This is a genomic window from Amycolatopsis sp. NPDC004368 (assembly GCF_053602515.1).
In genome coordinates this window covers 1-14,788 of sequence record NZ_JBSGDT010000019.1, presented here as the reverse complement: position 1 = coordinate 14,788, position 14,788 = coordinate 1, and the positions used below count along the sequence as shown (strand labels likewise).

Annotated in this window: 11 protein-coding genes and 1 rRNA gene; 2 read left to right on the top strand and 10 right to left on the bottom strand. The window is 72.2% G+C overall.

Translation table 11 applies throughout. The features are described 5' to 3' along the window. The first annotated feature begins 43 nt into the window (after positions 1-43). A complete protein-coding gene (locus tag ACWEOE_RS24770) occupies positions 44-661 on the top strand; it encodes an LUD domain-containing protein (RefSeq protein ID WP_452012871.1) in 618 nt (205 codons plus the stop codon). 221 nt (positions 662-882) lie between these two features. Beyond that, positions 883-2,790, top strand: a complete 1,908-nt coding sequence (locus ACWEOE_RS24765) for a glycosyl hydrolase family 18 protein (protein WP_452012870.1) — start codon at positions 883-885, stop codon at positions 2,788-2,790. A 74-nt stretch (positions 2,791-2,864) separates the two neighbouring features. On the opposite strand, the gene ACWEOE_RS24760 is transcribed toward ACWEOE_RS24765, so the two are convergent. The 10 genes from ACWEOE_RS24760 to rrf form a co-directional block, all read right to left on the bottom strand. Then, on the bottom strand, positions 2,865-3,815 hold the full coding sequence (locus tag ACWEOE_RS24760; protein WP_452012869.1) for a copper transporter: 951 nt from the start codon (positions 3,813-3,815) through the stop codon (positions 2,865-2,867). Continuing rightward, the gene (gene steA / locus ACWEOE_RS24755) at positions 3,812-4,996 is read right to left on the bottom strand and encodes a putative cytokinetic ring protein SteA (protein ID WP_452012867.1); all 1,185 of its coding nucleotides are present in this window, start codon (positions 4,994-4,996) and stop codon (positions 3,812-3,814) included. The genes ACWEOE_RS24760 and steA overlap by 4 nt, the downstream gene beginning before the upstream one ends. A 96-nt stretch (positions 4,997-5,092) precedes the next feature. Continuing rightward, on the bottom strand, positions 5,093-6,238 hold the full coding sequence (locus tag ACWEOE_RS24750) for a DUF1266 domain-containing protein (protein WP_452012866.1): 1,146 nt from the start codon (positions 6,236-6,238) through the stop codon (positions 5,093-5,095). A 9-nt stretch (positions 6,239-6,247) separates the two neighbouring features. Further along, positions 6,248-8,029 (bottom strand): DNA repair protein RecN, encoded by a 1,782-nt coding sequence (gene recN / locus ACWEOE_RS24745; RefSeq protein ID WP_452012864.1) that lies wholly within the window; start codon positions 8,027-8,029, stop codon positions 6,248-6,250. A gap of 125 nt (positions 8,030-8,154) precedes the next feature. Further along, a complete protein-coding gene (locus tag ACWEOE_RS24740; protein WP_452012862.1) occupies positions 8,155-9,081 on the bottom strand; it encodes an NAD kinase in 927 nt (308 codons plus the stop codon). Continuing rightward, positions 9,078-9,911, bottom strand: coding sequence for a TlyA family RNA methyltransferase (locus ACWEOE_RS24735; RefSeq protein ID WP_452012860.1), 834 nt, complete (start codon positions 9,909-9,911; stop codon positions 9,078-9,080). Before ACWEOE_RS24735 ends, ACWEOE_RS24740 begins: the two co-directional genes overlap by 4 nt. A gap of 5 nt (positions 9,912-9,916) precedes the next feature. Further along, complete coding sequence (locus ACWEOE_RS24730) at positions 9,917-10,123, bottom strand: hypothetical protein (protein WP_452012858.1); 207 nt, start codon at positions 10,121-10,123, stop codon at positions 9,917-9,919. A 16-nt stretch (positions 10,124-10,139) separates the two neighbouring features. After that, positions 10,140-11,147 (bottom strand): HAD-IIA family hydrolase, encoded by a 1,008-nt coding sequence (locus tag ACWEOE_RS24725; RefSeq protein ID WP_452012856.1) that lies wholly within the window; start codon positions 11,145-11,147, stop codon positions 10,140-10,142. Next, on the bottom strand, positions 11,140-14,337 hold the full coding sequence (locus tag ACWEOE_RS24720) for a hypothetical protein (protein ID WP_452012854.1): 3,198 nt from the start codon (positions 14,335-14,337) through the stop codon (positions 11,140-11,142). Before ACWEOE_RS24720 ends, ACWEOE_RS24725 begins: the two co-directional genes overlap by 8 nt. A 195-nt stretch (positions 14,338-14,532) precedes the next feature. After that, a 5S ribosomal RNA gene (rrf, locus tag ACWEOE_RS24715) occupies positions 14,533-14,649 on the bottom strand. Positions 14,650-14,788 lie beyond the last annotated feature (139 nt).

Here is a 14,788-nt window from a genome sequence, read left to right as displayed (position 1 = left end):
TTGTCGAAGGTGCCGTAATCCACCGACGACCCCGGGAGACCCCATGACCGCCCCGACCTTCACCGCTCCCGCTTCCGCGCCCACTTTGGACCGCACCCGCGCCGCCCTGACGGCCCACGGGTTCACCACCGAAATCCTCGACGACGTGGCCCAGGCGCGCACCCGCGTCAGCGAGCTGATTCCCGAAGGCTCCGGCGTGCTCACCGCGGCCAGTGAAACGCTGCGCCCGTCCGGCATCGACGACGACCTCAACACCAGCGGCCGCTACGAGGCGATCCGGCCGCTCACCCTCGCGATGGACCGGGTCGCCGACGCCGACGACATCCGGCGGCTGCGCGCGAGCCCCGACTTCATCTTCGGCAGCGTCCACGCGGTCACCGAGACCGGCTCGCTCGTGATCGCTTCCGGCAGCGGCAGCCAGCTGCCCGGGTACGCGGGCGGCGCCGCCCACGCGATCTGGGTCGTCGGCGCGCAGAAGATCGTGCCCGATCTCGACGCCGCGCTGCGCCGCGTCGAAGACCACTGCCTCCCGCTCGAAAGCGCCCGGGCGCAGGCGGCCTACGGCTGGCCCAGCGCGGTCAACCGGCTGCTCGTCCTCAACGCGGAACCCTTCCCCGGCCGCTGCACCGTCCTGCTGCTGCGCGAAGCCATCGGCTTCTGAACCGCGGTTGACCGGCCGACCTTCGGCGGGCATTTCCGGACGAAACACCCCATAGCGCCCACCGTCCAGAATTGGTCTAGTCCAAAGTATTGACTCTCCCTGTGCGCTGGTTCACATTCTCTTCAACGGGCCGGTACCGCTCAGGCAGTGATCCACACGTCGCGACGGTCCTCCGCGCTCCCCGGGCGCGGAGGACCGTTCGCCTGCGCGAGGGAGAACCCATGCAGCACAAGGTATCCAGAAGAGCCGCCTGGCTCTCGGCCGCCGCCGCGGCCGTGGTCGTCGGCGGGCTCACGACCCTGGCCGGCCCACCCGCCGAAGGCGCGGGCGCGACCCCGGCCGCGACCTCGCAGGCCGCGTCGTCGGGCGGTCTGCGCATCGCGTACTACGACCAGTGGAGCATCTACCAGAACGCCTACTACCCCAAGAACGTCGATGCACTCGCCGGCAACCTCGACTACCTGCTCTACGACTTCGAGAACATCGACCCCACGAACTTGACCTGCTTCGAGGCCACGAAGGCGAGCGACCCCGACCCCGCGGGCGAGAACAACCCCAACGCGGGCGACGGAGCGGGCGACGCCTTCGCCGACTACCAGAAGTCCTTCGGCTCCGACATCAGCGTCGACGGCACGGCCGACACGTTCGGCATGCCGATCGTCGGCAACTTCCACCAGCTGCAGGAGCTCAAGGCGCGCCACCCGAACCTCAAGGTGGTGCTCTCGCTCGGCGGCTGGACGTACTCGAAGTACTTCTCCGACGCGGCCGCCACCGACGCGTCGCGCAAGAAGCTCGTGAGCTCCTGCATCGACATGTTCATCAAGGGCAACCTGCCCTCGCAGGGTGGCTACGGCGGCCCCGGCACGGCGGCCGGGATCTTCGACGGTTTCGACATCGACTGGGAGTACCCCGGGTCGGCCACCGGTCACCTCGGCAACCACGTGAGCGCCGACGACACGGCCAACTTCACCGCGCTGCTCAAGGAGTTCCGCACGGAGCTCGACGCACTGGGCGGCAAGCACTACTCGCTGTCGGCCGCGCTGCCGGGCGGGCAGGACAAGATCGCGAAGCTGCAGACCGACAAGATCGGCCAGTACCTGGACTTCGCCGACGCGATGACGTACGACATGCACGGCGCGTGGGACGCGACCGGGCCGACGAACTTCCAGGACCCGCTCTACGGTTCGACGAACGACCCGTCGGGCACGATCGCGCCTGGCACCGAGAAGTACACCATCGACTCGGTGCTGAAGGCCTATACGCAGGGCTCGGCGGCCTACGGCATCCCCGGCGGCTTCCCGTCGAACAAGCTCACGCTCGGCATCCCGTTCTACTACCGGGGCTGGACGGGCGTGCCCGCCGGTGCGAACCACGGGCTCTACCAGTCGGCGACCGGGCCTTCGGCCGGAAAAACCTTGAGCGGCAACGTGCCCGGCATCGCGATGTACAAGGAACTGGGCGGGATCGTCGACAACCCGGCGGACACCTTCTACGACCCGGTCACGCAGTCGGCGTGGTTCTACGACGGCACGAACTTCTACGGCGGCTCCTCGGCCCAGTCGATCAAGGCACGCACCGACTACATCCACTGCAACAACCTGGCCGGCGCGATGATGTTCTCGCTGTACGACCTCGACCCGAACGCGACGCTGTTCCACGACGTCGTCAACGGCCTGGCCGCGGCCACGGCCGGCTGCGGCACCACGCCGCCGACCACCTCCACGACCCCGACCACCTCCACGACGCCGACCACCCCGACGTCGCCGACCACGACCCCGACCACTCCGGGCGGCGGTTCCTGTTCGGCGGCGGCGTGGAACCCGACCGAGGCGTACACCGGTGGGTCCGAGGTTTCGTACAACGGTCACGAGTGGACGGCCAAGTGGTGGACGCAGGGCGACACCCCGGGTGGCAGCCAGAACGTGTGGACCGACAACGGGGTCTGCTCACCAGGCGGCACGAGCGCACCGCCGGTGGGCAGCTGCCCGGCCGCGTGGAACGCCACGCAGGCCTACAGCGGCGGTGCGAGCGTGTCCTACGGCGGGCACAAGTGGACCGCGAAGTGGTGGACGCAGGGCGACACCCCGGGCGGCAGCCAGAACGTCTGGGCCGACAACGGCGCTTGCTGAGCACGAACCGGCGGCGGCCAGGAATCTCTCACCCTCCAGGAGATTCCCCGGCCGCCGCCGGCGTGCGGGGTGCTTCAGTTCCCGGTGGACGCCCCGACACCCGGTGCAGGCGCCTGGGCGTTGCCGCCGATGCCGTAGCGGCCGGAGCCGCCGTCGAGCTGCTCGCGCAGGGCCAGCAGTGTGGCCACGCGGCCGGCGGCGGAGTCGACGTTGTCCACAGTGGACAGGATCGAGGTGGCGGAGGTGTCGGCGCGCACCACGCCGATCGGACCGGACCCGTCGGCCGAACCCGGGTCGCCGGCGAGCACCGTGCCCGCGCCGGCGCGGTCGAGCTGCGTCGCGAACCGCGCGATCGTGGCCGCGCGGTCGCCCGCGCCCTCGCCGGTCTGCTGCGCGCCGGTGAGCACGATCGCCAGCTGCGCGGGCTGCACGCCCTGGCTGGGCTTCACGAAACCGCCGTCGGTGAGGCCGCCGAGCGCCGCGGCCAGTTCGTCCCCAGTGGACTGCGGCTTCGCCGTGGCCTTGTCGAGCAGCAGAACCGAACCGAGCAGTGCACCGGCGAGCGTGCCGGAGTCACCCGCAGTGGGGAACTGCGAGCCCGCCGGCTGCAGACGCGTGACCACGTCGCGCAGCTGGTCGGCCTTTTCCGGGTCGGTGAACGCGTCGGTCAGCTGCAGCTCTCCGGTCACCGAGGCCCCGGACTGCTGCACGAGCTGCTTGAGCGCGTCGCGATCGGCCGGGCGGGCGTCCTCGGTGGTCACGAGCACCACCGTGCGCTTGTCGAGCGAGCCGGCCACGACCTTCGGGCCCATCGAGCCGGCGAACGCGTCGGCATCGGCCAGGCGCGCATTGAGCTCGTTGCGCTGTGCCTCGAGGTCGGAGACCTGCGTGCCGAGGTCCTTCTTCTGGTCCGACAGCCCGGAAAGCAGCGAGCCGTTGAGCGCGGTGGAGCCCAGGACCACGCCGACGGCCAGCGCGAGGAAACACGCGGTGATGGAAACGATGTGGTACCGCAGGGAAATCACGTGAAGAGCCCCTTCACCCAGGTCGTGAACGTGGTCCAGGTGTGCTGGATCCAGTCCAGGTAGACGGAGCCGACGTCGGAGACCAGCAGCGCGGCGACCACCACGACGACGGCGGCGAGGACGAGCAGCGCGACGGCGCCCAGGGACACCCGGCTGCGGTGCAGCGTCGCGACGGCCTTGCCGTCGACCAGTTTCGTGCCCAGCTTGAGCCGGGTGAGGAACGTGGACGGGTTCGAGCCCGACCGGCCGTGGTCGAGGAACTCCCGCAGCGTGGCCTGGAACCCGACGGTGACGACGAGGCTCGCGCCGTGGGCGTCGGCCAGCAGCAGCGCGAGGTCCTCGGAGTTGCCCGACGCGGGGAACGTGACCGCGCCGATGCCCAGGTCCTGGATGCGCTGGACGCCGGGCGCGTGGCCGTCGGGCTGCGCGGGCACCACGACCTCGCCGCCGCTGCGCAGGGTCGCGGTGCCGATGCCGGTCGGGTCCCCCACGATCACGTCGGGCGTGTGGCCCTGCGCGCGCAGCGTGTCGGCACCCGCGTCGACGCCGACGAGCACCGGCCGGTGCTCCCCGATGTACTTCTTGAGCTTCTTGAGGTCCTCGGCGTGGCCGTTGCCGCCGGCGACCACCAGCACGTGGCGGTCGCGCATCGGCAGCCGCAGTTCGGGTACGCCGACCCCGTCGAGGATCAGCGTGCGCTCGCGGCGGAGGAACTCGATGGTGTTGGCCGAGAACGCCTCCAGCTGCGTCGACATCCCGGCCTTGGCCTCGATCATCTGGTCGGCGACACTTTCGGGCGTCTGCTCGTCGCCCGAGGCGATCTGCCGTTCCCCGATGTAGACGCCGCCCTCGTGCACGCGCAGCTTCGTGCCGTCCTTGACCGTGCGCAGCAGCTCGCCGCCGACCGAGTCGACGAGCGGGATGCCCGCGGCCAGCAGGATCTCCGGGCCCAGGTTCGGGAACCGGCCGGAGATCGAGGGCGACGCGTTGACCACGGCGGCGACCTCGGCCTCCACCAGCGCGTCGGCCGTCGCGCGGTCGAGGTCGAGCTGGTCGAGCACCGCCACGTCGCCCGCGCTGACGCGGCGCAACAGCTCCCGCGTGCGGCGGTCGACCCGCGCGACGCCGGTGATGCCGGGGAGGGCTTCGTGGTTTCGCGCGAGCAGACCGGTGAGCTTCATGTGGCTGATGGTGACAAATTTGTGGGAGGGACGAGCGCCGACGCGCCGAAGCGGACGTGACTCATTGTGGTGAGCCGTGTCGCCGTGAGCGTCCGTTCAGGGTTGGATGGTGGGCTCCGCCGCACCGAACGGGAGGTTCAGCCAAGGACTCGCGGGATCTTGAAGCAGCAGGTGATGGACTCGCAGGGCCGAGGTGTACTCCTCGCCGAACCCCTCCTCGTCCAGGGCGAGGACGCGGCCCATCACGTAGCTCGCCGACAGCTCGGCCCATGACTGGTGGTAGCGACGCGCCGCCGCGCCGGCCTCGAGCACCATCAGTTCGGCCGTCAGCGCGTCGCAGTGGCCGACCGCCAGACCCCAGCGCGCCATCGCCACCGCGCGGGCGATGTCCCAGCCGATGGTCGTGCCGACGACACCCGAGGGCGGCAGCAGCCCGTCGGCGCGGAAGCGCTGTTCGTACCGCACCACCCGGCGCAGCACGTCGACGAGCGCGGGCGCCTGGTCCTGCGCGCCGTGGTCCGCGCACCAGCGCACCACGAGCTCGGCCCAGGACCACGGGTCGCCGCCCGAGCCGTACCGGGCGCGCAGCACGAGCACGAGATTGCCGGGCGTGAGCGGGTAATCGGGCCCGACGAGATCGCTCGCCGCCGCGCGCCAGCCGGCCGCGTCGGACACTCCCCACCAGTCGCGCAGGCCGCGGACCTCGGCGACGTAGTCGTGGTAGCGCGCGTCGAGCACGTTCCAGGGTTCGGCGGTGAGCACGGCCTGGTGCGCGCCGCACGCCAGCGCGTGGGCGAGCGGGCCGTCGAAGTGCCCGTAGCGCGCGGTGTTGAGCCGCTCGACCTGCTGCTCGACGGCCGTGACGCGGTGCGGGTTCGCGGCGAGCCACGGCAGCACCACCGAACCGGGCACCTGCCATTCGCCGAGCGTGCCGGGGTTGAACACCACCTGCTCGTCGGCGTCGACGCCGTGCAGCGCCCAGTCGAGATCGCCGCTGAGGAACACCACGTCGGCACCCGGGTCGGGCAGCGCGCCACGCGTGAACAACCGCAGCGAACGCTCGCGGCAGCACGCTTTCGCCGACGACCAGCCGCGTTCACCCGCGAGCTTCTCCGCGTCCCGGCGCAGCATCGGCACGAACAGCTCTTCGCCGCCGAGCAGCCCGAGGAACCGGTCGAGATCGCCGTCGCGTCGCGCTCGGGCGAGCTCCGCCTCGACGTCGGCCACCGCGGCCCAGATCATGTGAAGTGCTCAGCCCTTCTTGGCACGCTTGCGTTTGGGCTCCGCGGCCGCCTTGTCCTTCTCCGCCACGGCGAGCAGCTCCTCGGCGTGGGCGCGGCCGGTCTCCGTGCCGTCCATGCCGGCGAGCATGCGCGCCAGCTCCTTCACCCGGTCGGGCTGCTTCAGCAGCTTCACGCCGCTTCGCGTGACGCCGCCGCTGGTGCCCTTGTCCACCACCAGGTGCTGGTCGGCGAAGGCCGCGACCTGCGGGAGGTGGGTCACCACGAGCACCTGGTGCGTGCGCGCGAGCCGGGAGAGCCGGCGGCCGATCTCGACCGCCGCGCGCCCGCCGACGCCGGCGTCGACCTCGTCGAACACCAGCGTCTGCACGGTGTCGGCGTGGGCCAGGACCACCTCGATGGCCAGCATCACACGCGAGAGCTCACCGCCGGACGCGGCCTTGTGCACCGGCAGGGGCGGTGCGCCGTTGTGGGCGCGCAGCAACAGCTCGACCTCGTCGATGCCGTCGGCGCCGGCGTGCACGGCGTGCCCGTCGATGGCCAGGGCCTGGCGGTCGCCGTGCTCGGCGGGCTTCTGCTCGACGGTGATCTCCAGCTCCGCCTGGCCCATCGCGAGCCCGGAAAGCTCCTTGGTGATCGCCGACGCCAGTTCGGCCGCGGCCTTGCCGCGCGCGGCCGACACCGCCGTGGCGTGGTCCCCCAGCGTCACGGCGAGCTCGTCGCGCCGGCGCGCCAGCTCGGCGAGCGCCTCTTCGGAGGTGTCCATGGACTCGAGCCGGCGGCGGGCGTCGTCGGCCCAGGCCAGCACGCCGTCGACGTCGGCCGCGTACTTGCGGGTGAGGCGCTTGAGGTCGGCCTGGCGCGCCAGCGCCTGCTCGAGCAGCGCCGGGTCGGCGTCGAGGTTCTCGACGTACCCGCCCAGCTCCGCGCCCACGTCGGTGAGCAGCATCGACGCTTCTTCCAGGCGCGGCACCAGATCGCGCAGCGCGGAGTCCTCGGCCGAGGCCAGGCGGCGCAGCGCCTCGCCGACCAGGCCGAGCGCGCCCGGTGCCTCCGGGTCGCCGTCGGGTGAACCGGACACCGCGACGTGCGCCTCGGTCGCCGAGGCCCGCAGCTCGTCCACGGCCATGAGCCGCTTGATCTGCTCGGTGAGCTCCACGTCCTCGCCCGGCTCGGGCGCGACGCCGTCGATCTCGGTGAGGCCGTGCTTGAGCAGGTCGGCCTGCTGCGCCATCTCGCGGGAGCGGGTGGAGCGCTCGGTGAGCTCGGTGATGACCGCCAGCCACTCCTCGCGCACCTCGCGGTAGGCGGCGAGCGGCTCGCCGACCTCGGAGCCCGCGAACCGATCGATCACCGCGCGCTGCTCGCTGGGGCGCAGCAGCCGCAGCTGGTCGTTCTGCCCGTGCACCGCGATCACCTGCTCGGACAGGTCCGCCAGCACGCCGACCGGCACGGACCGGCCACCCAGGTGGGCTCTCGAACGCCCGTCGACGGCCACCGTGCGCAACGCGATCACGCTGCCGTCCTCGTCGATGTCCGCGCCCGCGTCGGTGACGATGCGGCTCGCGGTGTCGGCCTTGTCGAGGGTGAACCGCCCTTCCACGAAGGCCTTGAGCATTCCGTTCCGGACCTTGGACGCCTCGGCTCGCCCACCGGAGAGCAGGTGCAGCCCGGTCACGACCATGGTTTTCCCGGCGCCCGTCTCACCGGTCACGACGGTGAAACCCGGGTGCAGTTCCAGCAGGGCGTCCTCGATGACTCCGAGGCCCTGGATGCGCATCTCTGCCAGCACGCCGCCTACGGTAGCCGCCCCCACCGACCGTCCGTGCGCTCGACCGGTGCTAACTGTCCTTTTCGCTGGTCGAACGCTTGTGCGAACGCACCACGCCCGGGCGTGTCGCGGGTCACGATGCCCGTTCAGACGGAGCGACCGCCGGTGCGGCGCTCACGCCAGCTGCGCACCGGGAGGCCGAACTTGTGCACGAGCCGGTCGGTGAACACGCCGTCCCACAGCCGCACGAGCCGCACCGGCCGGCGGCCGCAGACCACCCGCACGAGCGAACCCGGCGGCATGTCGAAGCTGCGCAGCCCGTCGCAGGTCAGGACCGCGCTCGGCCCCGAGGGGTCGATGCCGACGGTGATCACGGAGTCGGGCGAGACGACCAGCGGACGCGCGAACAGCGCGTGGGCGTTGCTCGGCACCACCAGCAGCGCCTCCACGTCCGGCCACATGATCGGGCCGCCGGCGGAGAACGCGTACGCGGTGGAGCCCGTCGGCGTCGCGCACAGCACGCCGTCGCAGCCGAAGGACGACACCGGGCGGCCGTCGACCTCGATCAGCGCGTCGAGCACGCGTTCGCGTGAGAACTTCTCGACGCTGGCCTCGTTCAGCGCCCACGTGCGGTACAGCTCGGTGCCGCCATGGGTCACGGTGACGTCGATCGTCATGCGGTCCTCGACCTGGTACTCACGGTCGACCACGCGCTGCACGGCGTCGGCGAGTGCGTCGGAGTCGGCCTCGGCCAGGAACCCGACGCGGCCGAGGTTCACCCCCAGCACGGGCACTCCGGCGGGACGCGCGAGCTCGGCCGCGCGCAGGAGCGTGCCGTCGCCGCCGAGCACGAACACGAGCTCGGCCCCGCGCGCGGGGTCGTCCTGCGGCGCGACGACGGTGCACGGCATGTCCATGCAGCCGTCGGGATCGATGAGCTGCCGCACGTCTTCGTCGGTCACGCGCAGCCGGATCCCGGCCTTCGTGAACCGCGCGGACACCTCGCGGGCGGCCTCCCGGGTGCGGTCCCGGTCCGGGTGCGCCACGAGGAGCACTTCGCGTTCGCTGGTCACTGGGGTCCTTCCTGGACAGCGGCCCGCACGAGCCGCTCGACACCGTCCACAGTGCCATCGACGGCGGCGGCGTCGCCGCTGTTTTCCTTGCGCAGCCACACGAAGTACTCGACGTTGCCCGACGGCCCGGGCAGTGGGCTGGCGACGACCCCGCGCAGCGCGAGCCCCAGCTTCGCGGCTTCGGCGATCACGCTCACCACAGACTCCGCACGCAGTTCGGGATCACGCACCACACCACCGCTGCCGAGGCGGTCCTTGCCGACCTCGAACTGCGGTTTGACCATGGGCACGAGGTCGGCGCCTGCGCGCGCGCACTCGGCGAGCGCGGGCAGCACGAGCTTGAGCGAGATGAAGGACAGGTCACCGACGACGAGGTCGACCTGGCCGCCGAGCGCCTCGGGAGTCAGGTTGCGCACGTTGGTGCGGTCGAGCACGACCACGCGTTCGTCGGTGCGCAGTCGCCAGTCGAGCAGGCCGCGGCCCACGTCGGCGGCGATCACGGTGGCGGCGCCGCCCCGCAGCAGCACGTCGGTGAACCCGCCGGTGGACGCGCCGGCGTCGAGGCAGCGGCGGCCCTCGACGGTCAGCCCTTCGGGGCCGAACTTCTCGAGGGCGCCGAGCAGTTTGTGCGCGCCGCGCGAGGCCCAGCCGGGGTCGTCCTCGTCCTTCACCACGATCGGCGCGTCGGACTCGACTCCGGTGGCCGGTTTGGTGGCGACCATGCCCCGCACGGAGACCTTGCCGCCGGCGATGAGGGCCGAGGCCTGTTCCCGGGAGCGGGCCAGGCCGCGGCGAACCAGCTCCGCGTCGAGGCGGGCCCGTTTGGGCACGCCGGTCAGACCCGGTCGATGCTGGACAGGGCCACGGTCAGCTCGGTGTGCACGGCCTCGAACCGGTCGACGTGCTCGGCGAGCGGCACCGAGTTCAGGTCGTCGAGGCCCGCCACGGCTTCGTCGATCCCCGCGCGGGGATCGGTCTGCTGCGGGCCGGGTCCGGGGACCGGCGGAGGGCCCGGAACGGGCCGCGGGACGTTCGGATGCACGAGCTCAAACTACCAGTCAGGCCAGGCCCAGCCCGGTCAGCGCCGCCGCGGCCGCGTCGTCCTCCGCGCGGACTTCGGTCACACCGCTCTCCCACGCCGCGTGGCACAGCGCGCGGAGCAGGTCGAGTTCGGTGCCCTGCCCGTCGCCATCGGTGTGGACCGTCAGGGTCTCGCCGGTTTCGCCGGTTTCGACGGTCCAGCCCGGCCGAGGACCGATCCTGAGGTCCTCGCCGCGCTGCGTCAGGGCGGACAGGTCGGCGGCCAGGTGCGTCGGCCGTTCGGCGGGGATCGCGTTGACGAGGCCCGCGGGCGTCGCGACGCCGGAGAGCACCGCGAGCACGTCCATGCCCGCGGCGACCGCACCGGCGATGTCGGTGTCGAGCCGGTCGCCCACGACCAGGGGCCGGTTCGACTCGGCCGACCGCGCGGCCGTTTCGAACAGGAGAGGCTGCGGTTTGCCCGCGACGACCGGCTCGGTGTCGGTGGCCGTGCGCAGCGCCGCGACCATCGACCCGTTGCCGACCAGCAGGCCGCGTTCCGACGGCAGGGTGGCGTCGACGTTGCACGCGACCCACAACGCGCCCGCGCGGATCGCCAGCGCCGCCTCGGAGAGGTCGGCCCACCCCGTCTCCGGCGAGTGCCCCTGCACGACGGCCGCGACGTCGTCGGCGACCTTGCGCGTGGTCGTCAGGCCGGCCGCCTCGACCTCGGCGGCCAGCGAGTCCGTGCCCACGACCACCACGCGCGCCCCGGCGGGCAGCCGCTCGCCGAGCACCGCGGCGGCCGCCTGGGCGCTCGTGTGCACCTCTTCGACCACCGCGTCGAGCCCGAGGTCCCGCAGGTGCGTGACGACGTCGACCGGCGCCTTCGACGCGTTGTTCGTGACGTACCGGACGGCCGCCCCGTGCTCCCGCACGGCCGCGACCGCTTCCGGTGCGCCCTCGATCACCTGCGAGCCGTGGTACACGGTGCCGTCGAGGTCGAACAGCACCGCGTCGTAGGCCGCCAGGAGCGCGTCACTCATCCGACAGCTCCGCGGCGCGCTCGCCCGCGTCGGTCTCGTCTTCCCGGTCGGCTTCCGCCGCGTTGAGGAACCAGCGCAGCGCCTCGTCCTTGCGGCCGGCGGCCACGAGGTTGTCGGCGTAGGCGTAGAACAGGCGCGCACTCCAGGGGTCACGCTTGCTCGGCACCAGATCCGGCCCCTGCAGCGACACGACCGACGCGTCCACCTGCCCGAGGTCGCGGCGCGCCCCGGCCGCGACGATCGCCAGCTCGACCTGCGTCGCCTTCGTGAGCTTGGCGGTGTCGGTCTCCTTGGCGAGGTCCAGCGCCCGCTCGGGCCGGCCCAGCGCCCGCTCGGCGTCGGCGATGATGGCCACGTGCTCGTCGCTGCGGGTCATGCGCCGCACGGCCCGCAGCTCCGACAGCGCCTCCTGCCAGTTGCCCGTGTGGTAGGCCGCCAGCCCCAGCGCCTCGCGCACGATCGGCACGCGTGACGCCTTCAGCTTGGCGTACTTCGCGTGCTCCAGCGCCGCTTCCGGATCGACGTCGATCAGCCCGCCGGCCGCCACCAGGTGCTTCCCGACCGTCTCCGCGAGCCCCTTCGGCAACGTCCGCAGCTCACGGCGCACCTCATCGTCGAGATCGGAGAACTCGATGCCCTCGGGCAGCTCCGGCGCTTCCAGCAGCTCCCGGGCGAGGGCGGCGTCGCTCAGCTCCTCCGCCGCTCCGCCGCGCGGTCCGCGGGCCGGCCGGTCGTCCCGCCTCGGCCGCGAGTCACGGCTGCCGCGGGAGTCACGGTCGTCGCGGCTGTCGCGGCGGGGTCGGTCGTCGCGCCGGTTGTCGCGGCCGTTGTCCGGGCTGTCACGGGAATCCCGGCGCGGACGGTCGCCACCACGCTCGTTCCCGCGGTCACCACGGTCGCGATCGCCACGATCACGGCGGTCCCGATCGTCGCGGCTGTCGCGGTCACGGCTCTCGCGGTCACGGCCGTCGTCATCGCGAGCGTCACGGCCACGGCCATCGCCGTGGTCACCGTTGCCATGGCTGTCGCGGTGGTCACGGCCGTCGCGGGCGTGCTCCTCACGACCGCCGTGGTCGCCGTCACCACGGCCGGCGCCATCGCTGTCGCCGTGGTCAAGGCCATCACCGTGGTCACGATCATCGCGGTCGTTGTTCACGAGATCGCGGTTGTCACGGTCGCCACGGATGGCGCCATCGCTGTCGCTGTGGTCGGGGCCGTCGTTGTCGCGCTTGCGGTTGTCGCGGTCGCCCTCCGACCGCGCGCCACCGTCGCCGCGCTCGGCCCCGCCACGAGTCTGGCTCTCCGCGCGGTCGTCGTCGCCGCGCTCGCCACCGTCGACGCGGTCGTTGTCGATCGACCGGCCGCCGGTCCCGCCGTCGCCCTGCTCGCTGTCGGCACCCGAACCCTCGCTGTGAGAGGTCCCCTCGCCGCGGTCGTCGTGGTCGCCGCCACCTGAGTTCCTGTCGCGGTCGCCCTGGTCGCCGGCGGCCGCACCGCGGTCGTCACGAGCGGACCGCTCGCTGCCGGAGCCGGCACCGCCGGTCCCGTTGTCGCCAACGGAGTCATCGCCGGCCGCGGCCGAGTCGGCGGCGATCAGGTCCGAGCGGCGACCGTCGTCCCCGGCCGGGCTGAACTCATCGCGGTCGGCGGAATCGCCGGTGACGAAGCCGTCGTCGGTGATGTCGAAGTCGTCGGAGGCCGCGTCGCGAGCATCGGCACCACGCGTGCCGGCGCGATCGAAGTCGCGGCGGCCACGGGAGTCGCCGGAGTCCCGACGGTCACGGAACCCGCCCCTGTTGTCGGCCCGGTCGAAGGACCCGCGAGCGCCGCCCCGGTCATCGCGACGATCACCCCGGTAACCGCCGCCCGTACCGCGATCGTTGCGGAACCCGCCGCGGTCGTCGCGGTCCTTGCGGAACCCACCCGAGCCGCTGCCGCCGCGGTCGTCGCGCGAGCCGCCGCTGCGGAAGCCGCGGTCCTCACGGTCCTTCTGGAAGCCACCCGGCCGCCGGTCGTCCCGGAAACCACCGGGGCGCGAACCACGGTCGTCGCGGTCGCCCCGGTAGCCGCCGGAGCCGCCGGAGCTGCCGCCCCGGTTGTCCCGGTCACCGCGATAACCCCCGCGGTCGTCACGGTCGTTGCGGTCACGGTCGTTGCGGTCACGGTCGTTGCGGTAACCGCCCGAACCGCTGCCCCCACGCTCGCTGCGGTACCCACCGGGCCCGCCGCCACTGCGGTCGCCACGGAACCCGCCCGAGTTGCCACCGCTGCGGAAACCGGAGCCGCCGCGGTCATCCCGCGAACCACCGGAACCACCGCGGTAACCGGAGCCACGATCATCACGCGAGCCGCCCGAACCGCTGCCGCCGCGATAGCTCGAGCCGCTGCCGCCCCGCGAACCGTCCGAACCACCGCGGTAACCCGAACCACGGTCATCACGCGAACCAGCCGAACCACCGCGGTAACCGGATCCGCGGTCGTCCCGCGAACCCGCCGAACCACCGCGGTAACCCGAACCGCGATCGTCACGCGAGCGGCCCGAACCGCTGCCGCCGCGGTAGCCACCCGTGCCGCCGTCCTTGCGGAAACCGCCGGAGCCGCGGTCGTCACGGTCATTCCGGAAGCCGCCGCCACGGTTGTCGCGGTCGCCGCGGAAATCGCGGTCGTCCGAATCGCGCTGGGGGCGGAACCCGCCGGAGCCCCGGTCGTCGCGGAAGCCGCCGCGCGAGCCGCCGGCACCGCGCGAATCGCGGAAGCCGCCACCGGAGCGGTTGTCGTTGCGGAAGCTCGAGCCACCGGTGCCGCGCGAACCGCTCGAGTCGCGGTCCTCCCAGCGGCGCCCGGAGGTCGACTTGCCCTGCGGCCGGCCCGAACGGTTCTCGTAGCCACCCCGCGATCCGCGGTCGTCCGAGCCGCCGCGGCTGCCGGCGAACCCGCCGCCGCGCTGATCACGGCCACCGTCGCCACCCGAGGGCCGGCCCTGGTACCCGCCGCCGCGCGCGCCGCGCGCGCCGCGGTCGTCGCGCCGGGGGCGTCCCTGGTAGCTGCCGTCGCGCCCGCCACGGTCCTGCCGCGCGCCACGCCGGTCTCCCCGGGGCGCGTCCGACCGGTTGCCGCGGGAGCCCTGGTCGCGGCGAGCCGACCGGCCGGACCCATCATCCTCTGAGTCACGTCGACCGAACTCGGACACCTGGCCTCCTGCCATAGAAAATTCTTGTGTTCTCACGGGCCACCCGGTAAGGGGGCCGACTGACCATCCTACGGGGCCGTTCGGAGCGCCCCGCGCGCGCATCGGCGCTCCGTCACGGGCACCGCACAGCACGACACATAGAAGTAGGCCCCGGGAGAACCGTGAAGATTCTCGACCGGGGCCTACTCTGAGTAAGTTCGGCGGCGTCCTACTCTCCCACAACCCTTCGGTTGCAGTACCATCGGCGCTACCAGGCTTAGCTTCCGGGTTCGGAATGGGACCGGGCGTTTCCCTGGCGCTATAACCACCGAAACACTACGAAACAACACACACCGCGTCTGTCACAGACACCAGTGTGGTGTTTCAGAACCGTAGAGTGGATGCGTAACATCTTTGTGGACAAGTCCTCGGCCTATTAGTACCAGTCAACTCAACAACACATTACTGTGCT